The organism is Paenibacillus sp. VMFN-D1 (genome assembly GCF_003386155.1).
Taxonomy (GTDB): Bacteria; Bacillota; Bacilli; order Paenibacillales; family Paenibacillaceae; genus Paenibacillus_AQ; species Paenibacillus_AQ favisporus.
Window position 1 is genome coordinate 26,796 of sequence record NZ_QRDU01000005.1, and the last position, 26,839, is coordinate 53,634.

The 26,839-nt window shown below is 54.7% G+C and carries 25 protein-coding genes; 20 read left to right on the top strand and 5 right to left on the bottom strand.

The genetic code is table 11. The annotated features are described in order from the left end of the window. Positions 1 to 5: 5 nt before the first annotated feature. From purH to C7820_RS26535, 4 genes are all read left to right on the top strand, one after another. Entirely contained in the window at positions 6 to 1,553 is a 1,548-nt protein-coding gene (purH, locus tag C7820_RS26520; RefSeq protein WP_116233584.1) for a bifunctional phosphoribosylaminoimidazolecarboxamide formyltransferase/IMP cyclohydrolase, read from the top strand. Between the two features lie 307 nt (positions 1,554 to 1,860). Next, on the top strand, positions 1,861 to 3,144 hold the full coding sequence (purD, locus tag C7820_RS26525; protein WP_116233585.1) for a phosphoribosylamine--glycine ligase: 1,284 nt from the start codon (positions 1,861 to 1,863) through the stop codon (positions 3,142 to 3,144). A gap of 269 nt (positions 3,145 to 3,413) precedes the next feature. After that, a complete protein-coding gene (locus C7820_RS26530; RefSeq protein WP_116233586.1) occupies positions 3,414 to 4,358 on the top strand; it encodes a ring-cleaving dioxygenase in 945 nt (314 codons plus the stop codon). After that, positions 4,358 to 4,981 (top strand): alpha/beta hydrolase, encoded by a 624-nt coding sequence (locus tag C7820_RS26535; RefSeq protein ID WP_116233587.1) that lies wholly within the window; start codon positions 4,358 to 4,360, stop codon positions 4,979 to 4,981. The genes C7820_RS26530 and C7820_RS26535 overlap by 1 nt, the downstream gene beginning before the upstream one ends. Before the next feature lie 79 nt (positions 4,982 to 5,060). Here C7820_RS26535 and C7820_RS26540 read toward each other — a convergent pair whose 3' ends face one another. Continuing rightward, positions 5,061 to 5,486, bottom strand: a complete 426-nt coding sequence (locus C7820_RS26540; protein ID WP_105442477.1) for a VOC family protein — start codon at positions 5,484 to 5,486, stop codon at positions 5,061 to 5,063. Between the two features lie 167 nt (positions 5,487 to 5,653). Between C7820_RS26540 and C7820_RS26545 the strand changes: the two genes are divergently transcribed. The 8 genes from C7820_RS26545 to ilvA all read left to right on the top strand — a co-directional run bounded on the left by C7820_RS26545 (position 5,654) and on the right by ilvA (position 14,769). After that, the gene (locus C7820_RS26545) at positions 5,654 to 7,084 is read left to right on the top strand and encodes a spore germination protein (protein WP_116233588.1); all 1,431 of its coding nucleotides are present in this window, start codon (positions 5,654 to 5,656) and stop codon (positions 7,082 to 7,084) included. A 9-nt stretch (positions 7,085 to 7,093) separates the two neighbouring features. Beyond that, positions 7,094 to 8,248: a Ger(x)C family spore germination protein gene (locus C7820_RS26550; RefSeq protein ID WP_116233589.1), complete on the top strand. Its 1,155-nt coding sequence runs from the start codon at positions 7,094 to 7,096 to the stop codon at positions 8,246 to 8,248. Positions 8,249 to 8,266: 18 nt separating this feature from the next. Next, a complete protein-coding gene (locus C7820_RS26555; protein ID WP_116233590.1) occupies positions 8,267 to 9,370 on the top strand; it encodes a GerAB/ArcD/ProY family transporter in 1,104 nt (367 codons plus the stop codon). A 41-nt stretch (positions 9,371 to 9,411) separates the two neighbouring features. After that, a complete protein-coding gene (locus tag C7820_RS26560) occupies positions 9,412 to 9,969 on the top strand; it encodes a flavodoxin family protein (protein WP_116233591.1) in 558 nt (185 codons plus the stop codon). Positions 9,970 to 10,533: 564 nt separating this feature from the next. Continuing rightward, positions 10,534 to 11,166 carry a TetR/AcrR family transcriptional regulator gene (locus tag C7820_RS26570; protein ID WP_116233593.1) on the top strand — a complete coding sequence of 211 codons (633 nt, stop codon included), beginning with the start codon at positions 10,534 to 10,536 and terminating at the stop codon, positions 11,164 to 11,166. After that, positions 11,163 to 11,627, top strand: coding sequence for a PH domain-containing protein (locus C7820_RS26575; RefSeq protein ID WP_116233594.1), 465 nt, complete (start codon positions 11,163 to 11,165; stop codon positions 11,625 to 11,627). Before C7820_RS26570 ends, C7820_RS26575 begins: the two co-directional genes overlap by 4 nt. After that, on the top strand, positions 11,617 to 13,104 hold the full coding sequence (locus C7820_RS26580; RefSeq protein WP_181909209.1) for a PH domain-containing protein: 1,488 nt from the start codon (positions 11,617 to 11,619) through the stop codon (positions 13,102 to 13,104). The genes C7820_RS26575 and C7820_RS26580 overlap by 11 nt, the downstream gene beginning before the upstream one ends. Positions 13,105 to 13,488: 384 nt before the next feature. Then, on the top strand, positions 13,489 to 14,769 hold the full coding sequence (gene ilvA / locus C7820_RS26585) for a threonine ammonia-lyase IlvA (protein ID WP_116233933.1): 1,281 nt from the start codon (positions 13,489 to 13,491) through the stop codon (positions 14,767 to 14,769). A gap of 247 nt (positions 14,770 to 15,016) precedes the next feature. Here ilvA and C7820_RS26590 read toward each other — a convergent pair whose 3' ends face one another. After that, the gene (locus C7820_RS26590) at positions 15,017 to 15,958 is read right to left on the bottom strand and encodes a hypothetical protein (protein ID WP_116233596.1); all 942 of its coding nucleotides are present in this window, start codon (positions 15,956 to 15,958) and stop codon (positions 15,017 to 15,019) included. Positions 15,959 to 16,238: 280 nt separating this feature from the next. Here C7820_RS26590 and C7820_RS26595 point away from each other — a divergent pair, with 280 nt between their 5' ends. Further along, on the top strand, positions 16,239 to 17,450 hold the full coding sequence (locus tag C7820_RS26595; protein ID WP_116233597.1) for a chromate transporter: 1,212 nt from the start codon (positions 16,239 to 16,241) through the stop codon (positions 17,448 to 17,450). A 167-nt stretch (positions 17,451 to 17,617) separates the two neighbouring features. Here the strand turns inward: C7820_RS26595 and C7820_RS26600 are convergent, their stop codons facing one another. Together C7820_RS26600 and C7820_RS33930 are read right to left on the bottom strand one after the other, a co-directional pair. After that, positions 17,618 to 18,283, bottom strand: coding sequence for a DUF1129 family protein (locus C7820_RS26600; RefSeq protein ID WP_116233598.1), 666 nt, complete (start codon positions 18,281 to 18,283; stop codon positions 17,618 to 17,620). Between the two features lie 80 nt (positions 18,284 to 18,363). After that, the gene (locus C7820_RS33930) at positions 18,364 to 18,486 is read right to left on the bottom strand and encodes a hypothetical protein (RefSeq protein ID WP_256992987.1); all 123 of its coding nucleotides are present in this window, start codon (positions 18,484 to 18,486) and stop codon (positions 18,364 to 18,366) included. A 259-nt stretch (positions 18,487 to 18,745) separates the two neighbouring features. Here C7820_RS33930 and C7820_RS26605 point away from each other — a divergent pair, with 259 nt between their 5' ends. From C7820_RS26605 to C7820_RS26615, 3 genes are all read left to right on the top strand, one after another. Further along, complete coding sequence (locus tag C7820_RS26605; RefSeq protein WP_116233599.1) at positions 18,746 to 19,222, top strand: hypothetical protein; 477 nt, start codon at positions 18,746 to 18,748, stop codon at positions 19,220 to 19,222. 121 nt (positions 19,223 to 19,343) lie between these two features. After that, on the top strand, positions 19,344 to 20,174 hold the full coding sequence (locus C7820_RS26610; protein WP_116233600.1) for an alpha/beta hydrolase: 831 nt from the start codon (positions 19,344 to 19,346) through the stop codon (positions 20,172 to 20,174). A 180-nt stretch (positions 20,175 to 20,354) separates the two neighbouring features. Further along, on the top strand, positions 20,355 to 21,137 hold the full coding sequence (locus C7820_RS26615) for a DODA-type extradiol aromatic ring-opening family dioxygenase (RefSeq protein ID WP_116233601.1): 783 nt from the start codon (positions 20,355 to 20,357) through the stop codon (positions 21,135 to 21,137). Between the two features lie 240 nt (positions 21,138 to 21,377). Here the strand turns inward: C7820_RS26615 and C7820_RS26620 are convergent, their stop codons facing one another. Continuing rightward, a complete protein-coding gene (locus C7820_RS26620; RefSeq protein ID WP_116233934.1) occupies positions 21,378 to 21,923 on the bottom strand; it encodes a DoxX family protein in 546 nt (181 codons plus the stop codon). A gap of 484 nt (positions 21,924 to 22,407) precedes the next feature. On the opposite strand from C7820_RS26620, the gene C7820_RS26625 reads away from it, so the two are divergent. The 4 genes from C7820_RS26625 (at position 22,408) to corA (ending at position 26,548) form a co-directional block, all read left to right on the top strand. Then, positions 22,408 to 23,520 (top strand): DUF3048 domain-containing protein, encoded by a 1,113-nt coding sequence (locus C7820_RS26625; protein WP_116233602.1) that lies wholly within the window; start codon positions 22,408 to 22,410, stop codon positions 23,518 to 23,520. Positions 23,521 to 23,749: 229 nt separating this feature from the next. Next, complete coding sequence (locus C7820_RS26630; RefSeq protein WP_076176785.1) at positions 23,750 to 24,364, top strand: DUF47 domain-containing protein; 615 nt, start codon at positions 23,750 to 23,752, stop codon at positions 24,362 to 24,364. 16 nt (positions 24,365 to 24,380) lie between these two features. Further along, entirely contained in the window at positions 24,381 to 25,370 is a 990-nt protein-coding gene (locus C7820_RS26635) for an inorganic phosphate transporter (RefSeq protein WP_116233603.1), read from the top strand. Positions 25,371 to 25,588: 218 nt separating this feature from the next. Then, positions 25,589 to 26,548 (top strand): magnesium/cobalt transporter CorA, encoded by a 960-nt coding sequence (gene corA / locus C7820_RS26640; RefSeq protein ID WP_076176783.1) that lies wholly within the window; start codon positions 25,589 to 25,591, stop codon positions 26,546 to 26,548. The last annotated feature ends 291 nt before the right edge of the window (positions 26,549 to 26,839 follow it).

The following is a 26,839-nucleotide window of genomic DNA, read 5'->3' on the forward strand; positions in this document are numbered from 1 at the left end:
ATATCGTGAGTATTAAAAGAGCGCTGGTCAGCGTATCGGATAAGAAGGGCATCGTGGATTTTTGCCGCGAGCTGTCTGCATTGGGCGTAGAAATCATTTCGACAGGGGGCACCAAAAGCCTGCTGGCACAGGAAGGCGTGCCGGTCATCGGCATTTCCGAAGTAACCGGGTTCCCGGAAATTTTGGATGGACGCGTCAAGACGCTGCATCCGGCGGTACACAGCGGCCTTCTGGCTGTCCGTGACAGCGAAGAGCATCAGCAGCAGATGAAAGAGCTGGGCCTGGACTACATTGATCTGGTCGTCGTAAACCTGTATCCGTTCCAGGAGACGATTGCCAAACCGGACGTTACGTATGAAGATGCGATCGAAAATATCGACATCGGCGGTCCGACCATGCTTCGTTCGGCAGCCAAAAATCATGCGTTTGTCAGCGTAGTTGTCGATTCGGCCGACTACGGCACCGTACTTGCGGAAATCCGTGAGAACGGAGATACGACGCTGGAGACGCGCAAACGGCTTGCAGCCAAAGTTTTCCGCCACACCGGCGCATACGATGCCCTCATTTCCGATTATTTGTCGAACGTCACAGGCGATCCTCTTCCTGAGCGTTTGACGGTTACTTACGAGAAGATCCAAGACCTTCGTTACGGCGAGAACCCGCACCAGAAAGCGGCGTTCTACCGCAAACCGCTCGCTCCATCCGGAACCATCACAACTGCTGAGCAGCTGCACGGCAAGGAATTGTCTTACAACAACATCAACGACGCCAACGCGGCGCTGCAGATCGTCAAAGAATTCGATGAACCGGCTGTCGTGGCGGTCAAGCATATGAACCCTTGCGGCGTAGGCACAGGCGAAAGCATTTTGGAAGCCTATAAAAAAGCCTACAGCGCGGATCCGACTTCCATTTTCGGCGGCATCGTCGCGGCAAACCGCATTATCGACAGCGACACCGCTGCGCTGCTCAGCGAAATTTTCCTGGAAATCGTGCTGGCACCGGGCTTTACTGATGAGGCACTCGAAATTTTGACGAAGAAGAAGAACATCCGTCTGCTGAAAATGGGCGAATTCGGCTCTGCCAAGGAACGGGCCAGCCAATTTGTCGTCACGTCGATCGACGGTGGCATGATCGTACAGGAAAGCGACGTGCATTCGCTGGACGAAGCCGATCTGAAAGTCGTAACCGATCGTGCGCCTAGCGAAGAGGAGCTGAAGCAGCTGCTGTTCGGCTGGAAGGTCGTCAAGCACGTAAAGTCGAACGCGATCGTACTGGCCGCGGACAACATGACCGTTGGCGTGGGTGCGGGTCAGATGAACCGCGTCGGCTCGGCCAAAATCGCCATCGAGCAGGCGGGCGACAAAGCCAAGGGAGCGGTGCTCGCTTCCGATGCGTTTTTCCCGATGGGCGATACGCTGGAGCTGGCGGCCAAAGCCGGGATCACGGCGGTTATTCAGCCTGGCGGCTCCATCAAGGACGAGGAGTCCATTAAAGTCGCCAACGAATACGGCATTGCGATGGTATTTACGGGCGTGAGACATTTTAAACACTAAGACGGGAACTGGCCGTTCTGGCTGGGAGGAAGTCAATACCGTCATATGTAGAGTCATTGCCACTATGCATTGAAAAGTGAAAAAGGCTGAGATAGCCGCGTTTAAGAGGTTTGGGAGAGAGTTAGGGAAGGGTGACTACAGCCGGGCTGTGGTCGGAAAGTCACCTCTAGCAGCTGCTTCCCGTCATCAAAATCTCCACTGAACGCGGCTGTCTGCTATAAAGGGTGTCGACACCGTAATGTTGGACGCGAATGTTATAGATTTCTAATGAAAAATTAACGCATAAACGAAGAAACGGGAGGCGGACATGGATATTTTGGTGATTGGCGGCGGGGGCCGCGAGCATGCCATCGTATGGGCGCTGCATAAGAGCCCGAAGGCGGGACGGATCTACTGTGCCCCGGGAAATGCGGGGATCGGGCAGATCGCCGAATGCGTGCCGATTCAGGTCAATGAATTCGACAAGCTGACGGACTTTGCTTTGACGAAAGAAGTGGGATTGGTCGTCGTCGGACCGGACGATCCGCTGGCAGACGGCATCGTGGATGCTTTTGAGGCGAAAAATATTCCGGTATTCGGGCCTGACCGCAAGGCGGCTGAAATCGAGGGCAGCAAAACGTTCATGAAGGATCTGCTGCATAAATACAACATTCCTACGGCGGCTTACCGCAAATTCGACAATTACGAAGAAGCATCCGCTTATTTGCAGTCGCAGCAAGCACCGATCGTCATTAAGGCGGACGGACTTGCTGCAGGAAAAGGCGTCACCGTGGCGTTTACGATGGAGGAAGCGGAAAAAGCGCTCCACGACATCATGGTCGCCAAAGTATTCGGCGAATCCGGGGCTCAGGTCGTCATCGAGCAGTTCCTGCAGGGGCAGGAAATGTCGATTTTGTCCTTTGTCGACGGCGAGACTGTGCGGCCGATGGCAGCTGCGCAGGACCATAAGCCGGTGTTTGACGGGGACAAGGGTCCGAACACAGGCGGCATGGGCACCTATTCGCCGCTGCCGCATGTGGATCCGGCGATTATCGAGGCCGCTGTCGAAAACATCATCAAGCCGACCGCCAAAGCGATGGTCGCCGAAGGCCGGCCGTTCCGCGGCGTGCTCTTTGCCGGGCTGATGATCCAGCCGGACGGTACGCCGACCACGATCGAGTTCAACGCCCGCTTCGGCGACCCGGAGACCCAGGTCGTGCTGCCGCGGCTGAAGACGGATCTGCTCGACATTTTCCTTGCGGTCGTGAACGGTACACTGGCCGATATCGACATCGAGTGGAGCGATGAGGCCGCCGTGTGCGTCGTGCTCGCTTCGGGCGGCTATCCCGCTTCGTATCCGAAGGGACTGCCGATCCAGGGGCTGGATCAGGTCGATGCGGCAGACGCCCTCGTGTTCCATGCGGGAACCGCAAAGAACGAGCAGGGCGAGTTCGTTACCAGCGGCGGCCGTGTGCTGGGCGTCGTTGGCCTGGGTGCCGACATCGCCGAAGCCCGCGCGAAGGCATACGCGCAGGCCGAGAAGATTACGTTCGAGGGCAAGCAGAACCGCACGGACATTGCTGCCAAGGCGTTGGTGAAGAGCGGGAAATAAAGATGTTTCGCTAGAGATGTCCCTAGGGATGTTGCCCGGTACACTTTGCCGGATCTGAGATAGAAGGCGTTCCGAGGTCGACACACGACCGAAGGGGCGCCTTTTGTTGTTCAGCACCTCACCATTCAAATACCCCTTGCCAAAAATCTTTAAATCATATATTATATATTTATAAATCTTAATATTAAAATAAATTTAGAACAGGTTTGGCAAGTCCTAAACGCAATGAGCGGTTTAAAATTCAGAGAGCACAGAGGAGGTTTCAAACCATGCTGCAGACGACAGGGATCCACCACATTACCGCATTCGTGAACAACGCCCAGGACAACGTTGATTTTTACGCCGGGGTGCTCGGGCTTCGACTGGTGAAAAAGACGATCAACTTCGATGCACCGAACGTGTACCATCTGTACTTTGGCAACGAGCACGGCAGTCCGGGGACGATTATTACGTTTTTTCCGAGGGACAATAGCCGAACAGGCTCCGTTGGCGGCGGACAGGTGAAAACGACGGTGTATGCCGTTCCTCCGGGAAGCCTGGATTTCTGGATGCAGCGTCTGAGCTCTCTGGATTTGGCGTACGGCACGACGGAAAGATTCGGAGAAACGTACATTCAATTCAAAGATCCTTCCGGTCTGCAGATTGAATTGGTGGAGCGGGCCGAAGGGGCGCCAAGCCGCTGGTCCTTCAGCGGGGTTCCGGGGGACCATGCCATTAAGGGATTCGGCGGAGCCGTTTTGGGAAGCAATAACCCTAAGCAGACGATGCTGGTTCTGGAAGAAATCCTCGGACTGGCCAAAATCGGCGAAGACCAAGGCCAGGTCCGTTACCGCAGCACCGGCGATATCGGCAACATCATCGACGTGAATATCGGTCAGGAAGAGCGGGGGACCGCCGGTGCCGGTACGGTGCATCATATCGCCTGGCGTGCCAAGGATTTTGCGGAGCATGAGGCGTGGAGAAGTCTGGTGGAGGAAGCCGGTCTACGTCCGACGCAGATCGTCGACCGTCAGTATTTTAACGCGGTGTATTTCCGCGAGCCGGGCGGGATTTTGTTTGAGATCGCCACAGATCCGCCAGGGTTTGCACGAGATGAGCCGGAAGAGGAAATGGGGACACATCTTATGCTGCCCGAGTGGTATGAGCCGAAGCGTGAAGTGATAGAACAACTTTTGCCGGACATTCAGGTCCGTGCGTTGGGAGGCGTACAATGATGAGTATGAAGCATATTTTTGTTCAAGGAAGTCGGCCGGAGGCACCCGTATTGGTTCTTCTTCACGGAACGGGTGGGAATGAGCGGGATTTGCTCCCGATCGCAGACATGATAGCACCAGGGGCATCCGTGCTTGGCGTGCGGGGAAACGTTCTGGAGCACGGCATGCCGCGTTTCTTCCGGAGACTGGCCGAAGGGGTGTTCGACGAGGAAGATTTGGTTGCGCGGACGCATGAGTTGAAGGCCTTTTTGGATGAGGCGGCCGCGCAGTATCCCATCGACCGGAACCGGATGGTGGCTGTCGGCTTCTCCAACGGCGCCAACATTGCCGCGAGCCTGCTGTTCCATTACAGCGACGCCCTGCAGGGCGCAGTTCTGCTGCATCCGATGGTCCCGCTGCGCGGGAGGGAGCTGCCTGATCTAACCGGCGTTCCGGTATTTATCGGGGCAGGGACGAATGACCCAATCTGCTCCGTCAGTGAGACTGAAGAGCTCCATTCGCTGCTGTCTGACGCCGGTGCGGATTCCGAGCTGCATTGGGCAAATTACGGACATCAGCTGAGCAAGCTGGAGATTGATGCGGCGACCGCCTGGTTTGAGCGTCATTTTAATAGCAAAGCATAATGGTTTGATCGAAATAAGGAAAAGGCTGCTTGGGACTCATCCCGGGCAGCCTTTTTTTGGTGCGTTGGAATTCCGTTCTTTACTCCTCTGGAAACTCCCAAGCGGGATTCCAGACGATTTCCCACAGGTGCCCGTCAGGGTCCTGAAAATAACCGGAGTACCCTCCCCAGAACGTGTCGTGCGCGGGTGAGGTAATGGTAGCTCCCGCCTGACGCGCCTGTTCCATCACTTGATCGACCTCTTCCTTGCTGGTCACGTTGTGGCCGATCGTAAACTCCGCACTGCTGGGGGCCGTGCGCTCGATGTTGGCGTCGTGGACGAGGTCGTCTCTTTTCCAGACAGCCAGCTTCACCCCGGCTTGAAGGTCAAAGAATGCGACCGCGCCGTGCTCAAACTCTGTTCCAATAATGCCTTCCGTAGGTAGCCCCAGGCCATCCCGGTAAAAGGCCAGCGCCCTTTCCAAGTCGTCTACTCCCAGGGTCAAAACGGATATACTTGGCTTCATCGTGTTACATCCTCCTTTTTGGATTCAAGTGTGTGCGATGTCTTCTGCTTGTACTTTTGATTATAGCCATGCATTGGTGACAGCTTGATTGTCACCATGAAGGAATAATTTGACTCCATTTCTGGCATGATATGAGAACCGATCATCGTACAAAGAGGTGAGAAACTATGAAGGGAACCGCACTGGATATCCTCAAACAGCAGCTGAAGGATTCCCCGGATCTGGTTTGCCAGCCATTTCTCATTGACGGTAGAACTTGTACGTTATTTTATATACCTTCCATTGTAGACCAAGCGATGCTTCAAAAGAACATCGCCCGTTTTTTGCTGGCCGAAAGCCGGACGGGGAGTTGGGATGCTTTTCGCCGTAACCTGCAGCAAGGAACCGCGTTTCCGGTCGTCTATCATGCCATTTCCGACCCCGAAGAGGCCCCCGTTCTGGTCGTACAAGGGAAGGCCGTCCTGCATGTGGATCAAACGGACGATTTTTATTATTTTGACACCGTACAGTACCAGAAAAGATCGATTGCGGAATCGCAAAACGAATTGGTCGTTACGGGTCCGCAAGAGGCTTTTATCGAGGATATTCAGAGCAACCTGTCCCTGCTGCGCCATAAGATCCGGCATCCGAAACTGAAGATGAAGGAATATACCATCGGCGAATATACCAACACGCTGGTTTATGTGGTTTATATCGAGGGAATGCCCAAAAACGAAGTGTTAGCCGAAATCGACAGCAAGCTGCAAAGCCTATCCATCGATGGGATTTTCGGCATTGGTTATGTAGTGGAACATTTCAAGGAAAGCTCCACGCCGTTTCCGATATTTCAATATACGGAGCGGCCTGATGCCGTTGCAGCCTCTTTGCTCGAGGGGCGCGTCTGCATTTTGATGGATGGGGCACCCAATGCTGTGATCGCTCCGGTCACCTTGTTTTCGTTATTGCAGGCCTCGGAGGATTATTTTCAGAGTCCCTTTGCAGCCAGCTGGATTCGCATGGTCCGATTCGCTTTTTCGCTGTTGTCGATCTTATTGCCTTCATTATACGTAGCGATTACGACATTCCATCCTCAAGTCCTGCCGGCTCATCTGCTGATTACGATCGCATCCGCCCGTGAACGCATTCCGTTCTCGGCATTAACGGAAGCGCTGCTTATGGAGCTGACCTTTGAAGCGCTGCGGGAGGCGGGCATGAGAATTCCGAAGCCTGTCGGCCAGACGGTCTCGATCATCGGGGGGATCGTCATTGGCCAGGCCGCCGTTCAGGCAGGCATCGTCTCCGCTCCCATGGTTATCGTCGTTTCGATCACCGGGGTGGCATCTTATATCATTCCCCATCTGGAACTGGGGCTTATCTTTCGGATGCTCCGTTTCCCGTTTCTCATTTTAGGCGGTTCGATGGGGCTGATCGGAATATTCGCAGGTACTTTTGTTCTGTACGCGCATCTGGTGCACTTAAGGTCCTTTGGAGCCCCATATTTGCAGCCGGTCGCACCGCTCGTCCTGTCCGATTGGAAAGACACGCTGTTGCGGCTGTCATCACCTTTGATGAACAAACGCAGCAGCGCCTTTTCGAGAATCCGGCATCGGAGGAGATAATCCATTTCTATGAAAACGATACTTCTGAAAATTGGGCTGATAGCCATCATATTGTGCAGCATCACTGGATGCTGGTCCAAAGTCGAGCTGGATCAGCGTATTTTCGTAAACGGGGTGTTTATCGATGTCGGCGAAGAACCCGGAACGGTGAAGGTCTCGATCAGCACGCCTCTGACCAACCGCCTGGATTCGGACCAGTTAAGCGGCGGGGGAGGCGGCAAGGATAAGCCCTACTCCTTGATCACCAAGCAATCCACGAGCATCGGCAAGGCGCTGGAATATATCCACAAAGATTTGTCGCGCCAGCTCAGCCTGTCCGAAATCAAAGTCGTGATGATCAGCGAGCAATACGGCGAGCAGGGCATCGGCGATCTACTGGAATGGATCAAGAGGGAGCCCGATGTCCCGATCGGGGCATACTTGTTGGTTGCTTCCGGTAAGCTGGATGATGCCGCACACCTGACGCCGATTTTTGAACAGCTGCCCACCACGGTGCTGCTAAGCTTCGCCACCCAAGGTTATATGCTGAATACGACCATCAGGGACTGTATCGTCGCGGACGCGGCAGGCTTGGGATACGCCGCCACCTTATTGCAGAACGACAAGATCCATTCGGCCGCCGATGCTCATAAAAGCGAAACGTGGACGGGGATTAAAGGGGCGGCTTTGTTTCAGCAAGGCCGATTGAAGGGCACGCTCCCCTATGAAGAAGCCAAAACGATCGCCTGGGCCCACGGGCATCTCAAATTTCCGATTTATTCCGTTCAATGGGATCACGGCAAGAGCAAAGCTGATCTTAAATTCACTTATACGAACGGTAAAACTTCGGTCAGAATGACCCCAAACGGCCCGGTGTTCACGGTTCATCTCAAAGGCAGGGCCAGCATCATAGCCAAAAAGGACGCTTCTCACCGCGACGTGAAGGACATCAGCGGAACCATCATGAACCAAATGAGAGAAACCGTCTCCGAAGACTTCAGGAAGAGCATTGTCTACTCTCAACAAATCGGAGCCGATGTGCTTCAGCTCGGGTTTCTCCTGGAGTGGAACGCCCCGCAGTACTGGCAGCAGGTGAAAGGCAAATGGCCGGAACACTATAAGAAGGATGCCGAGGTACGCGTAGTTACCAAGTTGAGCCTGGACGATTACGGGAAAGAATATTGAGAAGGGGAGCGAGGCAAAATGACTTCAAACAACAACTGGAGGTTGGCCCGATTTGCCTTTGTCTATTTTAACTCCCAGGCGTCCATCTTCCTTATTCCAGAGCTCGTATCCACGTCTAGCTATCAAGGAATTGCGGGCATCGTGTTCGGTTCCCTCCTGGGCTTCATCATTTTGTTCTATATGGTCTATGTCGGCAAGCTTCAGCCGGCTTCCTCCTGGGTCACCTTCGGAAACCGAATTATGGGTAAAGGGATACATGGAGCCTTCGTTGTTATGCTGCTTGCATGGACGGTGTACTACGCCTCCTACGATATCCAAAGCTTCGTCTTGTTTTTCGGGACCAATTACTTGAAAGGAACCCCGCCCTGGTTCATCCAGCTTATCATCAGCCTCGTGATCCTCTACGTTGTCCAGTTGGGGGCAAGGACGCTTGTGTACATGTCGGAGGGCCTTTTTTTGCTGATCTTTGCAACCACGCTGCTGATCACCTATTTTTATGCTGAAAACGCCAGTGTGCAGATGCTTCCGGCTTTTTTTCATTACTTTGACCTGCCTACTTTTTCCAGAAATACAATGGCTACGTTTTCGGTCGTGAGCGAGTGGGTGGTCTTCCTGTTTCTTGCTCCGGAATTTACATTCGGCAAAGGGACGTTCGCCAAGCTGGCGGTTGCATCGGTTGGAAATTCCTTAGTCTTGTTGTCAGGCTGGATGTTTACGCTGCTTAATTTCAGTCCGCATTATGCCAAGCAGATCCAATATCCATTCCTCGAAATTATCCGAGGTAAAATAGACGATGGCCTGTTGGAAAACTCCGCCCCGTTTATGATCGGGGTATGGACGGCTTCGATGCTGATCCATTGCTCTTTTTTGATATATGCCGGAACCAAGTGCATGTCCTATTTTACGAAAGGAAAAGGAGAGGGAATCATCGTCCCTTCGCTGACGCTCGTTTCGGCGGGGATTGCGTTTTATTACGCCTACCACTTGTCTGTCTACCAGAAGCATTATTTTTCCTTTATTACGGTGCTGGTGTGGATTTTTATCGAGCTGATTCCACTGTATTATGGGATCGTGGCCATGTTACGAATACGGTCAAAAAAATGGTGGAGTGAGCAGTCCTGAATGGGGATGGCTCCATTTTAAACGTCAAGGAGTGAAATACGATGAGCATCGCTGTCATTTATGGGGGTACGCGTCCAGAAGGGAATACGGAGCTTCTGACCGAGCGGGTCGTCCGGGGATTTGCAGGCGTGGACCGGATTGTGCTGAAAGAGTATACCGTTCAACCGATTGAGGATCTTCGACATACCGAGCAGGGGTTTCAGGACGTGGGCGACGATTACAACGGGCTGATTGACCGCGTGCTGGCCGCGGATACCGTGATTTTTGCCACGCCGGTGTATTGGTACGGCATGTCGGGTCATATGAAAAACTTTATCGATCGCTGGTCCCAAACGCTCAGGGACGATCAGCGCCCGCATTTCCGGGAATCGATGAAGTCCAAAACCGCTTATGTGATTGCGGTCGGTGGCGACGATCCACAGCTGAAAGGACTGCCGCTGATTCAGCAGTTTCAGTATATCTTTGGCTTCTTCGGAATGAAGTTCGGGGGCTATATCCTGGGCGAGGGGAATCGGCCGGGGACGGTTATCCATGATACGGCGTCGATCAAGCTGGCGGATGAGCTCCGGGACCGTCTGATCCGGCAGGTGCAAGAATAAGCCATATTTTTCAATTTGCATAGCTTGTGGTATATCTTGCCGTATGCTAAGATAACAATAAATAAGGAGCAGCCGGCCCAGGCTACTCCCTAGCACAAACATCTTGAGTGGGATTTCCCTCCAGGATCAAGCTTGACCTTGAAAATAACCCACTTAGGTGCCGACCTTAAGAGTGGGTTATTTTCGTTTATCGATGTAAGTGAGTAACGCTACCAGGAAAATCCCGAAGGTTAGTACTTCACCAAACGAAATGTTCATTCGCATCACCTGAGCTAACGTAACGTTTAACCTGAGAATAAAAGATCTAGAAAAGGCCCATTTAAGGGGGCCTTTTTTATGCTTACCCATCAAAACAAATACACACATTTCATGCATCATGATAGTGAGTTCTTCAAGCTGTATAGGCCCTCAGTTGCCCCAGTCACCAATTTTCTGGCGGTTCCATGCTGCCTCAACCGTTTGGATATTGACAAATTAGTACACCCGTACTAAACTAATTAGTACAGTCGTACGATTCTTAGAATCTACGAAGCAGGTGAACTCCAATAGGGGGCGGGGGAGTCTATGGAACAATCGAAGAGAAGGCAGCAAATCGTGGAGGTCGCGATCCATACGATTGCCGAGCTTGGTTACGCCCAGGCCTCGGTGGGACAAATCGTCAAGCGTGCCAGTGTAAGCAAGGGCGTGTTCACCTACCACTTCGCCAGCAAGGATGAGTTGATGGAGCAAATCGTCCATGAGGTCTTTGATGCCGGAGCACGCTTCATGTCTCCACGAGTCGAGGGACAAACGACACCAGGCGGCATGCTGAAGGCCTATATCGAATCGAACCTGGAATTTATGGGCGGGCACCGTGACTATATTGTAGCTTTAACGGAAGTTGTCACGAATGCGCGCACAGCGGACGGAAAGCTTCGATTCGGAGGAGCCGCCGATGACTTGATCCTGGAACCTCTTATCGAAATATTGCGATGGGGACAGGAAGCCGGGGAGTTCAAGCCGTTTACCGAACGCTCCGCTCGTGTTACTGCAGCGGCCATCCGCAGCGCCATTGACGGCGTCGCAAGCCAGCTGCTCGTCAATCCCGGCCTGGACCTTTCGGGATACGCGGTGGAACTTGCCGACCTGTTTCTATCGGCCGTCCACCGTCCCTCTCATCCAGCGGATTCGTCTGCGGAAGGAGGAGAGCGGTTATGAAACGGATCGATCCGAGGGCGGTGAAAGCGCGAAGAATGGAAGGGTGGATCGCCAGCGCGATCAGTGTCGTGCTGATTATCGCGCTTCTATGGCTGACAATGGCATACAGCTGGCCCGTCTGGATTGCAGGATGGAGTGCGGCCGCCGTCCTGTTGTTTATCGTGCTTGAGCTGGCGGTGCTGCCCGGTTTGCTGTACCGGTTCTGGCGATATGAGATTACGGAAAAGAACGTAGAGCTGAATCACGGCGTCTGGGTGCGCAGGAAAACGTTGATCCCGATGGTGCGTATTCAGCATGTGGATTCCAAGCAAGGGCCGATCCAGAAAATCTATGGACTGTCCACCGTCACGTTCTCCACCGCAGCCGGCAGCCATCGCATTCCTGCATTGTCAGAGCACGAAGCTGAGAATATCCGCAAGCAGATTTCGGATTGGGCAGGAGGGACGGACGGTGAACTCTAATCCAGGACCCTTGCCGGCCAACCGGCGGCTGCATCCCGTATCCATTCTGTACTTTCTGATTCATTCCGGGAAGGAACTGGCGGGCTTGCTGCCTTTGATTCCATTCTGTATTTTTCTGATCCATCGCGTATTTGGAAAAGAGATCGACCGCGTCGTGCTGACCGGTTGCGTTATTGCGGCGGCTGCGGTCATGCTGATCGTATTCGCTTGGCTGCGCTGGCGCCGTTTTGTGTACCGGGTGGAGGACGGCGTCCTTTATATGGAACACGGGCTGTGGGTCCGCCGAAAACTATGGATCACCAAAGAACGCATTCAGTCTCTGAATATCACAGTCAGCCTGTATGATCGAATGTTCGGGCTCGTTCGCCTGGAAATGGAGACGTCCGGGGGTGAAGAAGAGCCGGAGGCCGTGCTCAGTTCGATTTCTGCCGCGGAAGCCGCCCGGATTCAGCGAGAGATCGGCATGGCAGACCCGGAGAAGGCGGTGTCTGACACGTCCGGCGATTCCCCCGTTCACGCAGAACGGCCGAACGCTACTCCCCTGAACAGCATGCGGCTGTCACTGGGCCAAACGCTGATCTTAAGTACAACGAGCGGCAAATTCTCGATCCTCTGGATGGTGATCGTAGGGGGAGGCTTGAAGCTGTGGGATGAATGGGTGAGGGATACGCCGATTTGGGATCAGCTGTCCCCGCGGCTAATGGTCCTCGGAATCCCGGGACTCGTCGTCATCCTTGCGATCCTTTCCTGGCTGCTCGCGTTTGCAGGCGCCTTCTTACTGGAGTATGGCTTTCGGGTTGAGGCCGAGGGCCGTACGTTAACCATCGAGCGGGGCTTATTGGAAAAGAAAAGAACCGTCATCAAGCCGCACCGGATTCAGGCGATCCGCATCACCCAGAACCCGCTGCACAAGCTGCTTCGCCGGGCTTCGGTTCGGATGGTCATCGCAGGCAGCTCGGATGAGGAGAAAAAGGCCGTCGATTTGTTTCCGCTTGTCCGTTATGACGAGCTTCCTCTGCGGCTGGCAGCGTTTCTGCCCGGCTTCCGCCTGCCGCAGACCTGGAACCCGGTCAGCCGTAAATCTTACCGTTCTTACACCGTGCTGCCGGTTCTCATCTGTATCATCCTGGCGGCAGCCGCCTGGTTGCTCGCGCCCGGCGTGTGGCGGTGGCTTGCATGGGTTCTTCCCCTCTTTGCCTGGGCAGCGTCTTCATTGGAATACCGGAGGGCGGCTTGGAGCAGGGAGGAGAACCAGCTTCACATCCGCTATGGGAGCTTTTCCGAGAAAACCGTGCTGATTCCGATTTCCAAGGTACAGTGGCACAAAACCTCGCAGACTCCATTCCAGGCGGGAAAAGAGCTGGCCACGCTGAAAGTGGCGGTAGCGTCCGGTAAATCCGGAGACAAAGTTTCGCTGCGGCATGCTTCGGCCTCCGATGTCGACATGCTCACCGATTGGCTTTCCGGAAAACAGTAGCTGATGGCCTTTCCACCGCGAAGCGGGTGGGAGGGCTTTTTTTGCTATCAAACCGGCTGTTGGCGCAATTAGGGAAAAACGCAATAAGAAAAACGTCTATCGACGTACTTTCAAAGAAGACAGACCGCGGTTAGCTGAAGTTTTTCTTGCGAGTATAGAATGGTTCAGCTTCGCTGAATTTTATAAATTCTATAATCTTCAAAAATAGGTGCCTGCCGGGAGAGAGCCTCTTGAAAAAAAGCCGTAAAAGCGTTAAGTTACTGAGTAATATAAAAACGTCCGTTTAAAAAGAGGGCTAGCGGAGTGAGGAGAGAACAAGAGATGAAAGATACCGGTAAGGAAACGCAGGCCCAGCCTTCAGCTGGGGCCGAAGGAGTCACCGTCATGAACGCTGAAAGAGAAAGCGCGGCAGACAAGCCCCGCACCGTCAGCATGGAAGATATCGTCCGGGCACATCACGTGCTGCGGGAAGTTATCGTTCGGACGCCGCTGCAGCGGGATCCGGTCCTGTCGGCGAGATACGAATGCAACGTGTTTTTGAAAAGGGAGGATCTGCAGGTCGTGCGTTCCTTCAAGATCCGCGGGGCCTACAATATGATCCGCAGCCTGTCGCCGGAGGAGCTGGCGAAGGGGATCGTATGCGCGAGTGCAGGCAACCATGCGCAGGGTGTGGCCTTTTCGTGCCATGCGCTGAATATTCACGGGAAAATCTACATGCCGAGCACGACCCCGAACCAGAAGGTGAAGCAGGTCAAGCGCTTTGGCGGCAGCAACGTGGAAGTCATTCTGACCGGAGACACGTTTGACGATGCCTACGCAGAGGCGATCAAGGCCTGCGACCGCGATGGCATGACGTTTATCCATCCGTTTGACGAGCCTAAGATCATTGCAGGGAACGGCACGATTGCGATGGAAGTGATGGAAAGTCTGGATTCGGCTGCAGACCATGTATTTGTCACCATTGGCGGCGGCGGACTTGCGGCAGGCGTGGCGACGTATATCAAGACGGTCAGTCCCGCGACCAAAGTGATCGGCGTCGAGCCGGAAGGCGCAGCATCAATGAGCGAGGCGCTGGCTCAGAAGGGCGTCGTCACCTTGGACGAGATCGACAAGTTCGTCGACGGAGCAGCCGTGAAAAGGGTGGGCGACACCCCGTACGACATCTGCTCGCGCCTGCTGGACGACGTCGTCAAAGTGCCGGAAGGCAAAGCCTGCACGGCCATCCTGGAGCTGTACAACGAAAATGCAATCGTCGTCGAGCCCGCAGGCTCACTGCCGGTGGCGGCGCTGGACCTGTACCGGGATGAAATCCGCGGCAAGACGGTCGTCTGCATCATCAGCGGCGGTAACAACGACATCGACCGGATGCAGGAGATCAAGGAGCGCTCGCTCATGTACGAAGGCATCAAGCACTATTTTATGATCAATTTCCCGCAGCGCTCCGGCGCGCTCCGCGAATTTCTGGAGGACGTGCTCGGGCCGGGAGACGACATCACCAACTTCGAATATACGAAAAAGCACAACAAAGAGAACGGACCGGCGCTCGTCGGCATCGAGCTGAACAGCCGCGAGGATTATGAGCCGCTCATCGAGCGCATGAATCGGAAAGGTCTCAAATATACGGAGCTGAACAAGGATTCCAGCCTGTATAACATGCTGATTTAATAGAGCGGCCGATCGCCGGCGGCGGATGCTGATATTTTCGCCCCTTGGTGCACCGTGCCAACGTGGGAGCAATCCGCTTCCGCCCGCCAAAACGACAAAAAGGGAGGCCTGCAACCATCGCAGCGGTCTCCCTTTTCTATTTTTAAATATGACAAAGGAACAGCTTCAAAGAATGTACGTTGATAGACGATTTTTTATCCGGTTGATGATTCAGCCGATAAAAGTTTCGTCTGATGAACGAACGGCATTATTTCAGCGCGGAATTGATGTAGTTCCGGACTTCTGGCGTCAGGGTGTCTTTGTTTTTGTTCACGACGTCAAGGAATCCCTTGATGCGTTTCAGGTAGCCGCTCGCGGCCGGGTTTCCTTTGCTGACGGCAGCTTCCAGCGCGGCTTTGGCATTCGGATCGATTTTCTTGCTGTCATAGTCGAACATCGGCGTGTTGTTGAGGCCGTTCATGCTGATGGACAGGTACAGCTGGTACAGCGCTTTGACCTGGGTCACACGGTTGGATTTCGGATACGACTTCACGAATGCTTCCTGAGTCTGGGCACGCTTGATGACTTCCTGCCAGCTGATCGACAGCGCTGCGTCGTTGGCAAAGCGGTTCTTCGTCTCCGCCGTCATGATATCGATATAGCTCTTGATATCGTTGGTTACGTAAGGGCGAACCTTCTGGAAGCGCGGGTAGTCCAGCACCAGGTAGAACATACCTTCAGCCGTTTCGAGACGATAGCCGCTGTCGCGGGCGCCTTTGAAGAGGGCTTTCAGGTTTTTGTCGCTCGTCTTATTGATCAGGGAAGTCAGGTCGTCGCCTTCCTTCATCAGCTTCATGAGGCTGCGCTGTACATTGTCTTTGTAAAATTTCTGGTTCCATGCTTCCAGATTGGCGTTTTCGGCATTCTCCATCTTGAGAGCCATCAGCATGGCTTGATACGGTGTTACTTGATAAATGTTTTTCTCCATGTAGGCAAGTGCTTCCGCCTGCTTCGCCGGTTTCTTCAGCAGCTCCATCATGTGGTTGTAAATGGCGTTGGCGTGCTTCGTTTTGGCCGAGACGGCGGCAGAAACTGCCGATTTGTAAGCGGCAGGCTGCGCGGTGGCTGCATGAACCGCTCCGGCTCCGGTTTGCAGGGTAAGGGCAATCATAAGGGCAGCGGCTGTGGCCGCGGTAACTGTTTTTTTCATAGGTGTGTTCAACCTCCTGTTTGGTATATGAACATATTACCCGAAGGTTGTTTCGCTTTGATCTCAACTTGTTTCCGACTTGTAAACTTTTAGCGATGGATTTTGGAGACAGGGGAATTTCACAGTACTGCATAGAACTAAATATCAGGGATTCGTATATTTTCTCGCTTGTTTCGAATCTTTTGATACTCCATTAATCTACATGCAACATATAACGTGTATGATGGATTTGATTTGCCGGAAGCAAGCACCCCAAAAATAACGCTAGGGAGCGATTGGCTTGAACCCTGAACCACAACAAACCTTAGAAGCTACCAATGCAAAATCAGGATCACTCTGGGAGGTGCTTCGCGTCTCCACCAAATTAGGCCTGACCTCCTTTGGCGGTCCGATTGCCCACCTGGGTTACTTCCATGACGAATACGTCCGGCGCAGGAAGTGGATGGACGAAAAAGCCTATGCGGATCTTGTGGCCCTCTGCCAGTTCTTGCCCGGTCCGGCAAGCAGCCAGGTCGGCATCGGGATTGGCATCCTCCGGGCGGGCCTGTGGGGCGGTATGATGGCCTGGTTAGGCTTTACGCTGCCTTCCGTGATCGTGTTGGTTCTGTTCGCCTTATTGCTTCAAGGTTTCGATATCGCGAATGCAGGCTGGATTCATGGGCTTAAAATCGTGGCGGTCGCTATTGTCGCCCAGGCTGTGCTGGGCATGGGCCAAAAGCTGACTCCGGACCGATCCCGGGTCACGATCGCCGTTTGCGCTGCTGCACTTGTGTTACTATGGCCGACAGCCTATACTCAAGTGCTGATCATTGCCGCCGCGGGTATAATCGGGCTGTGGCTGTACAAGAAGGGTCCGGATCCTGGCAGCCAAAGTCTGCGGATGCCGGTGGGCAAACCTTTCGCGATCGGCTGCCTTGTTCTGTTTTTCGGCCTACTCGCTGCGCTGCCGCTCTTAAGACAAACGTTTGACATCCAATGGCTGGCCCTGTTCGACAGCTTCTACCGCTCGGGGTCATTGGTTTTCGGCGGCGGACATGTCGTACTGCCTTTGCTGGAGCGCGAGGTTGTGCCGACGGGCTGGGTAAGTCCGGAAGACTTCCTTGCCGGTTATGGGGCGGCACAGGCCGTTCCCGGCCCGCTGTTTACTTTCGCAGGGTACCTCGGGGCGATGTCCGGCGGCATAACTGGTGCAATTGTTGCGACAGTGGCGATCTTCCTGCCTGCTTTTTTGCTGGTTGCCGGAGCGCTGCCGTTTTGGAACGGCCTCCGAAACAGCCCCAGGGTGCAAGGTGCGCTAATTGGGATTAACGCTGCCGTGGTCGGCATCTTGTTAGCGGCATTCTATGTTCCGATCTGGACGACGGCCATTACGGCACGGGTTGATTTTGCCTTGGCTCTATTGTTATTTATCCTGCTTGTCTTCTGGAAGCTCCCGCCTTGGGTTGTCGTTCTTGCCGGTGCGTTAGCCGGAATGATTATCGGATGGATATGAGTGGATCTTAGAGGCTGTCGTATAATAGCCTAAAACGAAAAATCCCCTTCGAGCAAGCGTAGCGCTGCCATTCAGCACCTGCCTGCTTAAAGGGGATTTTCGCTATGTTCGGGCTATCCGCAAATATGGGGCCAAGGCGCTTTGTCCAGCCAACCTCGTTTGCCGAATCAGCCTCTTCTTAGAAAGATAAACCGCAGCCCGGCCAGCCCAACCAATCCGATCACCAGGCTTACCCATGGGTTGACAGTGAAGACCGGCAGCATGGTCCGCATCGAGAACCCGATGATCATGACGATGATCAGGATGATCAAGTACACCCCGATCGCCTTTAAATCGATCTTGGGCTTGCCGGAGCCCTTATCGCTGCCTGGTTTATTCAGGGTCTTGGTGACAAGCTCGGTCAGCAGAATCGAGCCTGCGGCCAGCACGATCAGCGCCAGCAGGCTGATCCGATTGATCGGTTCCCCTGCATAGCCGCTCCATTCGGCGACCAGTCCGAACACCGCCTCGACCAAAAACAGAAACGTGAACGCCGCCCAAGGAATCATGATGTAATAGGCGGCTCCCTCGATGGCTTTACGCTTCGGCAGCGCATCCGCGATGCTGCGGGCACAGGCCGCCGGATCTTCGCCATACAGCTGGGATGCCGTGCGGCCGGCTTCCTGGGCCTTCAGCACGTCCGAAGCCACTTCGAGCAGCTTCTTCTCGGCCTGCTGCCGGTCGGCGCGGGTGCTGCGCACCGCAATGATGACGTCCTCCACGTAATCCCGGTTCGCCGGGGTCATAAGTTCGCGCAGCCGGTTATTTTCTTGAATCATTTGCTTGATCGTCATTCTGTACGCTCCTCCATATACCACAAGTATAGGAACAGCCCCGGCCGTTTGCAAGGCAGCCTTCAAGGGATACCGTCCCTCTATTCCTTGAAAAAGAGCATTTCATAGTGCACCGCCACATAGATGATGGCGATAATGACGCAGACGATCAGGACGATCGACAGCGGTTTTTCCTGGGCAAACGTCATGACATGGTCCCACATGGATGATCCATCCCCTCGCAAAAATGATAAGTAGACCTAGTTTCTGCCGCGCGTCTGTTTTCCATGCAGGCAAGGGAGATATGAGGCGCAGCGATGGTCCATAGCAACGCTCCACAGCAACGCTCCACAGCCCAGCAGTAGTCTCCTGTCTCCCTTAATTTTGTGAACATTTAACGACCCCCGAATAATCGGCGCGGCTGCGCGTGACAATAGGTCAATATGCACCAAATTTTTAATCTGACCAGGGGGTGACCTTGTCGTGAGCGACAACTTTAAGCAGAAATATGTGTGGGACAGCAAGAGCAGAGGATGGATCGTGGAAATGGCCGCGCTGGGGTCACTGAACGGGTCCGAAGCAGCGGCCGAACAGGCACGGACAAAGGGAGAAGAAGGCGGGCAGCTGTCTGTATCCGGGCAGCAGGCAGGGCAAGCGAATCGCATCAGCGATCACGAGCTTCGGGGCGTTGGCCCGGTCGATGTCGGCAACGGCATGCGGGGCGTAGGTCCGGCAGCCGAAGATAACGGGATCGGGCCTCGGACGGCGGGCGCATTCACGAGCGAAATGGCCGAGGAGCCGATCGAAGCGTACGGCTGGCTTAATGAGCCGGAGTCCAGGGAGGAGCACGGCAGCTGGCATCCGCAGAACGTGCTGGAAGTAAGTCCGGAGAACAGCCTGCTGACCGATTGGGAAGGCCGGGAGGAAACCCATTCGATGTTCCGCCGCAGTTACGAATAGAGGCATAAGCCGCTTTTTCAATTGACACTCTCCGCCCCGTGGTGATAAGATAAATTTCGATATCACATTAAACTTATCGGAATTATCAATATATAAAATTTACGGGGACGGAGGAGTTATGATGGAGCGGAATATTACGATCCGGCACGAACAGGAGGAGCTGGCGGCGAGCCTGCATTATCCGGTGAAACAGGAAGGCAAGGAGGGCCGGTGCAAAGACCGCGTCCCACTGGTGATCATCTGCCACGGGTTCGTCGGGAGCCGGATCGGTGTGGACCGACTGTTCGTGAAGACCGCGCGCGAGCTGGCGCGGGAAGGATACATGGTGCTGCGCTTTGACTATGCCGGATGCGGCGAGAGCAGCGGGAGCTACGGGATGGAAGGGCTGGAGTCGATGATCGCCCAGACCCGGACGGTGCTCGATTACGGCATGAGCTGCGTGGATGTCGATCCGACGCGCGTCACCTTGATCGGGCACAGCCTGGGAGGCGTGGTGGCCATCCTGACGGCTGTCCGCGACCGCCGCGTCAAAAGCCTGGTGCTGTGGTCGTCGGTCGGATATCCGCTTAGCGATATTTTGAAAATCACCGGCAGAGACGTGTACGACACCGCGGTGAAATCCGGGTACTCGGATTACCTGGGCTATGACTTCACCCCGGGATTCTTCGACTCGCTCGGACAGTATCAGCCGCTGCAGGAAGCGGTGAAGTTCGGCGGCGACGTGCTCATCATCCATGGAACATCGGACGACACCATCCCGGTGGACTATGCGTTCCTGTATCAAAAGGTGTTCTGGATGCGCAACGAGGGCCGCTGCGACAAGGAGATCATTTTCCAGGCGGACCATACGTATTCCTCCGGACCTCACCGCAGACAGGTAATCCACTGCACGAAGGAATGGCTGAACGACCAGGAAGCCGTTCAACAGGAATGGCAGCACTGGATGATCTAGAACGTTACGAGGTTCGGTTATCCCAGGCAGACACCAGGTATGGCAGGCGTGGATAACGAGGCGGGGCGGCGATCCAAGGCAGGCGGGCGGACCGTATGTTCGGGCGGAAATTGGAAATCTCTCTGCATACACGGTACAATAGAAACAGCAACGTATACTGGCGTGTGGAGGTTGACATCGATGACATTACCAGCACTATTTGTAGCCCACGGTTCACCCATGCTCGCTTTGGAGGATCACGAGTACTCGCGGTTTTTGGAGACTCTGGGACGGGAGCTGCCTGCCCCGGAAGCCATCGTCGTCTTCTCGGCACATTGGGACAGTCCTGAGCAATCGATGACAGTGGACGAATCTCACGATACGATGCATGACTTTTACGGATTTCCTGATGCGATGTACGAGCTCCGCTACCCGGCTAAGGGGTCGGCAGCCGTCACTCAAAGAATCGCCAGCCTGTTCGAAGCAGGCAATCTGCACTACGAGCCCGTTCTGGGACGCGGTCTGGACCATGGCGCTTGGGTCATCCTGAGCAAAATGTACCCGAACGCGGACATTCCGGTCATTGAGCTGTCCGTGGATTCACGGCGTTCACCTGAGGAGCAGTACGCCATTGGCGCGATGCTGAAGGAGCTGCGGCAGGACAACGTGCTGATCATTGGCAGCGGCGGCCTCGTTCATAACTTGCGGCTGATCAGTCAGACGGATGAACCGGAAGCCTGGGCGGTCGAATTCGACGAATGGATTGCCCGGAATCTGGAGACCTGGAACCTGAAAGAGCTGTTTAACTACGACAAAAAAGCACCGCATGCGCGCGAAGCCGTTCCGTCCTACGGGACCGAGCATTTTGCCCCGCTGTTCTACGCGATGGGCGCAGCGAGCGACGAGGCGAAGGCCAAACGGCTGATCCAGACGTACCAATATGGAAGCCTCAGCCTGAACTGCTGGATGTTCGGCGGGTCTTGACCCGAGCGGAAGGCTTGCAGCAAGATTGCATTTTGAAGGGGGACCGGCAAAGCGCCGAAAGTCCTGTAAAATATAAACGAGCCGGCATCCTTGCCGGCTCGTTTCTTGTTTGAACGGGGGAACGTTCAAAGCAGTATATGGGGAAAGCGGCGGTCCGCTCCGTCCATCCGGCTGTTCGCGGGATTCGCGCTTCAGCCGAGTGGACGGTGCTGGTTGCGGGCCGTCCGCTTGCTCCTGAAGTTAAGCGGCGCCCTTGCTCTTGCCATTCATGCCTGGTGCGGGTGCCGGCGTGGGATCCATGCCGTCATGATGCCGGTGGAACAAGCCGCGGAGGTAAGGCAGTACCCAGCGGTCCAGACCGATGCGGCCGGCGTTGGCGGCAGCGACGACGATGAACATTTCAAGCAGCAGCATTTGTGCGTTGGTGCTTACGGTGCCCGAGAAGAGGAACGCCGCGTTCATCACCATACCCATCAGGGCGGCGAAGGTGGTGAAGGTGCCGAGGATCAGCCCCAGGCCGACCAGCGTTTCGCCGAGCGGGATCAGGACGTTGAAGAATTTGACGCCCGGCAGGGCCGCGTGTTCCAGGAAGGCTGCCCACCAGCCTTGAACGGCCGGGTGATCACCGGTACTTTTGGCAATCGCCCCCTGCAGGAATCCGCCGGCATCGAAGCCTCCGGTCAGTTTCTCGATACCGCCCTTGATCCAGCTGTACCCCAGGTAGATCCGGACGATGGTCAGCAGCCAGCTTGCTACTTTGTTATTTCTAAGCCAATGGTTGAACATGATTTGTTCCACTCCTTTAATTTCTTTGGGATGTGTTGCTTTTGTAAGATGATCATCCTTGATGTCTTTATTATAAGTGAAAAATTTCACAACAACTGTGATATACATCACACATCCAACAAAATACGAAAAAAAGATTTCAGTTATGTTTAAGCTTCGGACGCTAAGCTGGATTTATCCGAAAAACGGGATGTTTTAGCAGTCGAAAAAAATAAATAACCTTCAATGTAGCCGTACCCGGAGCACATTCCCTCGTGTGTCTCTCAGGTTATGCCTGTAGTCCGCCGCAGTGTGGTCCGTCAATCTGCATGGGATCAGGATCAAACGCCCGCTAGTGCGAGTCCGTCGGCCCGCCAATCTGCCTGAAAACACAGACAGATGCCGCCCTTTTGTGATTAAATGGAAGGAAAGTATGTGTGGACGAGCCACACAAAGACAGCAGGGGATGACCGGGAGTTTACGATGAAGGGATGAATCCAAGCGAATGAACGATACGTGGAGTACAGGCTGGAGGAGGCTGGCAGGCACGCTGCTGTGCCTGACGCTGAGCGGCTCGCTCTTGGCCGCCTGCACCGAGAAAGCGGCGGAGGCGCCGCAGCCGCCCGCCGCCGGGGAGCAGCAGCCGGCGCAGGACGAGCCGGCGCCGGAGGAGACCGCGCCGCCGGAAGCGGCGGAGCAGGAGCCGGCCGCCTATACGGCGCCGCTGACCGGTCTGCCGGTGGAGCAGCCGGCAGACAAGAGGCCGCTGGCGGTGATGATCAACAACGCGCCGGCGGCACGGCCGCAGTCGGGCCTGAGCCAGGCCGACATCGTCTATGAAGTGCTGGCTGAGGGCGGCATCACGCGGCTGATCGGCATCTTCCAGAGCCGGGGCGCCGAGGAGACGATCGGGCCGATCCGCAGCATCCGCCCGTATCTGATCGATCTGGGCGAGAGCTACGGCGGCGTGCTGGTGCACGCCGGGGGCAGTAACGACGCCTACGCGATCATCCAGCGCCAGCACAAGGAGGACCTGGACGAGATCAGCAACGCCGGGCCGTACTTCTGGCGCGACAAGAGCCGCAAGGCGCCGCACAATCTGTACTCCAATGCGGACAAGCTGCGCGAGGGAGCGGACAAGCGCGGATACGCAGAGCATGTGGAGCTGAAGTCGTATCCTTTTCACGATCCGGCGGACGACAGCGTTCCCGAGGGTGAGGACGCTGCGGGCGTCGACGTCACCTTTTTGCTCCAGAGCTATAAAGTTTCCTATAAATATGATGCCGCCACCAAGCTCTATCAGCGCTTCATTAACGGCAAGCCGCATATCGACCTGAACAACAACGAGCAGCTGACCGCGGCGAACGTCATCGTGCTGGGTGCCGACCAGAAGGTGCTGGACGATGTGGGCCGGCTGGACATCGATGTATCTTCCGGCGGGAAGGCCGTGCTGCTGCAGCGGGGCAAGGTGCTGGAGGGCAAGTGGGTGCGCGCCAAAGGGGATGTCATCCGCTTTGTAAAAGACGGCCAAGAGGTGCCGCTCTACCCGGGAACCACGTATTTTAACATCGTGCCGAATGCGCCATCTTTCGACAGCCATCTTCAGCTTCTTAAATGACGGAAAAATAGGGAAAGGATGGCGAATCCTTGCGGGAATTGTCACTCCACCGGATATTTTGGCAGGGAATGGGTAAGTTTAATATATAAATTCGGCAGCGAGTTTACATTGCATTAAAATTGAAAGCCGCTTATCTTTACAAACCGTAGGACGGATTGATAAGATAACAAGGGTTGTCATTCTCATGTTTTTGCGGTGTTTATGCAAACTTATGTAAAGGGGTTATCGTATGAGATTGAAGAAAAAGGACATATTTTTCCAAACCCTGGAGAATATGGCCGATACGATTGTGCAGGCTGCCGATTATTTCGCCCAGCATGTGGACAATCTGCAAGATGTGCTTGTTTTTGCCAACGAAATGAAGAGATTCGAGTCGCAATGTGACGATTACACGCACACGATTATTACAGAACTCAACAAGACATTCATTACGCCCATCGAACGTGACGACATCATGGACCTGACAACCACCATGGATGATGTGATGGACGGGCTGGAGGCCTGCGCTTCCCGTTTCGACATGTACCATCTCCCGGATCCGGATGAGTATATCGTGCAATTCGCGGAAATTCTCCGTCAGTCGGCTTATGAAATTCAGAAAGCGATCCACCTGCTGTCCCAGAAGAAGCTGCTGGCCATGCGTGAATATACGATCCGCCTGAACGACCTGGAGAACCAGGGCGACGAGCTGCTTCGCATTTGTATTAAAGAGCTGTTTGCGAAAGTGACCGATCCGATCGAGCTGATCAAGCGCAAGGAAATTTACGAACGCCTTGAGACGACCACCGACGCTTGCGAAGACGTGGCCAACATGCTGGAATCGATCATTATGAGCAACTCGTAAGGGGTTTTGGAGACACATGGAGACATCATTATTTGTACTTACCATAGTCATCATTCTGGCGCTGGCGTTTGACTTCATCAACGGTTTCCACGACACGGCAAACGCGATCGCCACGTCCGTATCGACACGGGCGCTGAAGCCGCGGACGGCGATTATTATGGCTGCGGTCATGAACTTTGTCGGCGCAATTATGTTCACGGGCGTCGCGAAGAAGATCGGCGGCAGTGTCACCGACCCCTCCACGCTGGACAATGGGCTCGAAATCGTCATAGCCACGCTGCTGGCGGCGATCATCTGGAACCTCGTCACCTGGTGGCTCGGTATTCCGTCCTCCTCGTCGCATGCACTCATCGGTGCGCTGGCCGGAGCGGTTTACGTCGGAGCAGGCTCAAGCCATATCAAGTGGAGCGGCTTTACGGAAATTGTGGAGGGTTTGTTGTTATCCCCTCTGATTGCATTTGTGATCGGCTATATCGTCATGACGATTCTGAAGTGGATTTTTGCCCGCCGGAGTCCGCATACGGTCAATAAAGGCTTCCGGTTTATGCAGATCATTACGGCGGCACTGCAGTCGTTCACGCACGGCACGAACGATGCGCAGAAGGCGATGGGGATCATCACCCTGGCACTCGTATCGTCAGATCGTTTGCAGACGCTCGAAGTTCCGCTCTGGGTTAAAATCGCTGCGGCGACCTCGATGGCGCTCGGCACATCCGTCGGCGGCTGGAAAATCATCAAGACGATGGGCACGAAAATTTTCAAAATCGAGCCAATCAACGGCTTTGCGGCAGACTTCTCGTCCGCTTCCGTCATTTTCTCGGCAACGCTCCTACACCTGCCAGTCAGTACGACGCACGCAATTACGTCCGCTATTCTCGGCGTGGGCAGCGCGAAGCGCTTTTCCGAAGTAAAATGGTCGCTGGCCGGAAGAATCGTCATCACCTGGTTCATTACCATTCCGATTTCAGCGGTGCTGGCGGGCATTATCTTTAAAATCCTTTTCTAATCTTGCTTAAATATCATATATAGATGTATACATTTGGAGTAGAGTGGGGGCCAATCGTCAAAGGGTTGGCTTTTTTGTTGCGCAAAAACATCGCCGGCGTGACTTCATTCGAACGGATGCTGTACAATACGAAGATAGATCAGAACATACATATAAAGTGCTCCGCTTCTGCCGGAGCCGCAACATAAGCCGCTAGAGGGGAGCTTCGCTGAACGCCGATGATACGCACGCTTGCCATTACCCATACCCATGAAGTGCTGACGGGAATTTCGCTGGAAGAAGCCCGGATGGAGGACTATGCCTGGATGTGGGTGGATTTCAACGGTCCGACCGAAGAGGAATCCGCCCTTTTACATACGTATTTTCATTTTCACCCGCTGGCGGTCGAGGACTGCATGCATGTGCTGCAGCGGCCGAAGCTGGATATGTACGAGGATCTGCAGTTCTTCGTTCTGCATGCGCTCGATCCCGATACCCTCGGGGTGGATGAGGTAGACCTCTTCCTCGGGCACGACCTGCTCGTGTCCTTTCATCTCAAAGAGCTGCCGGTCGTCGACGACGCCTGGGAGCAGATCCTCCAGCATGCGCATGACCGCAAAATCTGGGCGCGCGGCCCGGTATCCTGTGCCTATACGATCATGGACCACCTGGTGGACCGCTACTTTCCGAGTTTGTACAAAATCGAGGATGAGCTGGCCGACCTGGAGAACCGCGGCGGCAAAGAGTCGGTCGAGGAGCTGATGAACCAGGTGTTCGACCTGCGCGGCCGGCTGCTGAAGCTGCGGCGGACGATCGTGCCGATGCGCGATCTGCTGTACCGGGTCGTCAACTCCCAGCATGTCCAGAACAACAGCGAGCATAAGGTGTATTTTGCCGATATTTACGACCATCTGCTCAAGCTGACCGACATGATCGAGGCCGACCGCGAAATGACCGCCGACCTGCGCGACAGCTACATCTCGCTCAACTCCAACCGGGCAAACGCCATCATGAAGACGCTGACGGTCATTACCGTCATCTTCATGCCGCTGACGCTCATCGCCGGCATCTATGGCATGAACTTCGTCAATATGCCCGAGCTCAACTGGAAGTACGGCTACCCCGCCGTCATGCTGCTCATGTTCTTGCTTGGGGCGGGCATGGTGCTGTGGTTCACGAAGCGCGGATGGTTCAAATAGGGGGAAGGACTATCTGGGATTGCATCAGGCCAAGAGTGTGGCAGGGGAGAACGGGAGCAATCGGCCAAGAGCAGGATAAAGTAGAACGGGCGGCCGGACAACAGAACGTATGGTAGAACGGAATGCGCCAGGCCAAGCACGGAAGTGGAGAGACTTCTGAGCTGGGACCTGGCGCTTGTATGTTCTTTGGGCATGATATGGTGGCGAAGAGGGAATCATCGTATTCTTCCGGTAAAATGGGCGACATGAGGGTATCGATATTGTGAATGGTGAGTACGATAGGGCATGAGG

What these genes read in the sequence shown, in the direction of transcription:
- purD (WP_116233585.1), top strand. Translation starts at nt 1,861, where the DNA reads ATGGATATTTTGGTGATTGGCGGCGGGGGCCGCGAGCATGCCATCGTA.
- C7820_RS26530 (WP_116233586.1), top strand. Translation starts at nt 3,414, where the DNA reads ATGCTGCAGACGACAGGGATCCACCACATTACCGCATTCGTGAACAAC.
- C7820_RS26535 (WP_116233587.1), top strand. Translation starts at nt 4,358, where the DNA reads ATGAGTATGAAGCATATTTTTGTTCAAGGAAGTCGGCCGGAGGCACCC.
- C7820_RS26540 (WP_105442477.1), bottom strand. Translation starts at nt 5,486, where the DNA reads ATGAAGCCAAGTATATCCGTTTTGACCCTGGGAGTAGACGACTTGGAA.
- C7820_RS26545 (WP_116233588.1), top strand. Translation starts at nt 5,654, where the DNA reads ATGAAGGGAACCGCACTGGATATCCTCAAACAGCAGCTGAAGGATTCC.
- C7820_RS26550 (WP_116233589.1), top strand. Translation starts at nt 7,094, where the DNA reads ATGAAAACGATACTTCTGAAAATTGGGCTGATAGCCATCATATTGTGC.
- C7820_RS26555 (WP_116233590.1), top strand. Translation starts at nt 8,267, where the DNA reads ATGACTTCAAACAACAACTGGAGGTTGGCCCGATTTGCCTTTGTCTAT.
- C7820_RS26560 (WP_116233591.1), top strand. Translation starts at nt 9,412, where the DNA reads ATGAGCATCGCTGTCATTTATGGGGGTACGCGTCCAGAAGGGAATACG.
- C7820_RS26570 (WP_116233593.1), top strand. Translation starts at nt 10,534, where the DNA reads ATGGAACAATCGAAGAGAAGGCAGCAAATCGTGGAGGTCGCGATCCAT.
- C7820_RS26575 (WP_116233594.1), top strand. Translation starts at nt 11,163, where the DNA reads ATGAAACGGATCGATCCGAGGGCGGTGAAAGCGCGAAGAATGGAAGGG.
- ilvA (WP_116233933.1), top strand. Translation starts at nt 13,489, where the DNA reads ATGAACGCTGAAAGAGAAAGCGCGGCAGACAAGCCCCGCACCGTCAGC.
- C7820_RS26590 (WP_116233596.1), bottom strand. Translation starts at nt 15,958, where the DNA reads ATGAAAAAAACAGTTACCGCGGCCACAGCCGCTGCCCTTATGATTGCC.
- C7820_RS26600 (WP_116233598.1), bottom strand. Translation starts at nt 18,283, where the DNA reads ATGACGATCAAGCAAATGATTCAAGAAAATAACCGGCTGCGCGAACTT.
- C7820_RS33930 (WP_256992987.1), bottom strand. Translation starts at nt 18,486, where the DNA reads ATGTGGGACCATGTCATGACGTTTGCCCAGGAAAAACCGCTGTCGATC.
- C7820_RS26610 (WP_116233600.1), top strand. Translation starts at nt 19,344, where the DNA reads ATGGAGCGGAATATTACGATCCGGCACGAACAGGAGGAGCTGGCGGCG.
- C7820_RS26615 (WP_116233601.1), top strand. Translation starts at nt 20,355, where the DNA reads ATGACATTACCAGCACTATTTGTAGCCCACGGTTCACCCATGCTCGCT.
- C7820_RS26620 (WP_116233934.1), bottom strand. Translation starts at nt 21,923, where the DNA reads ATGTTCAACCATTGGCTTAGAAATAACAAAGTAGCAAGCTGGCTGCTG.
- C7820_RS26625 (WP_116233602.1), top strand. Translation starts at nt 22,408, where the DNA reads ATGAACGATACGTGGAGTACAGGCTGGAGGAGGCTGGCAGGCACGCTG.
- C7820_RS26630 (WP_076176785.1), top strand. Translation starts at nt 23,750, where the DNA reads ATGAGATTGAAGAAAAAGGACATATTTTTCCAAACCCTGGAGAATATG.
- C7820_RS26635 (WP_116233603.1), top strand. Translation starts at nt 24,381, where the DNA reads ATGGAGACATCATTATTTGTACTTACCATAGTCATCATTCTGGCGCTG.
- corA (WP_076176783.1), top strand. Translation starts at nt 25,589, where the DNA reads ATGATACGCACGCTTGCCATTACCCATACCCATGAAGTGCTGACGGGA.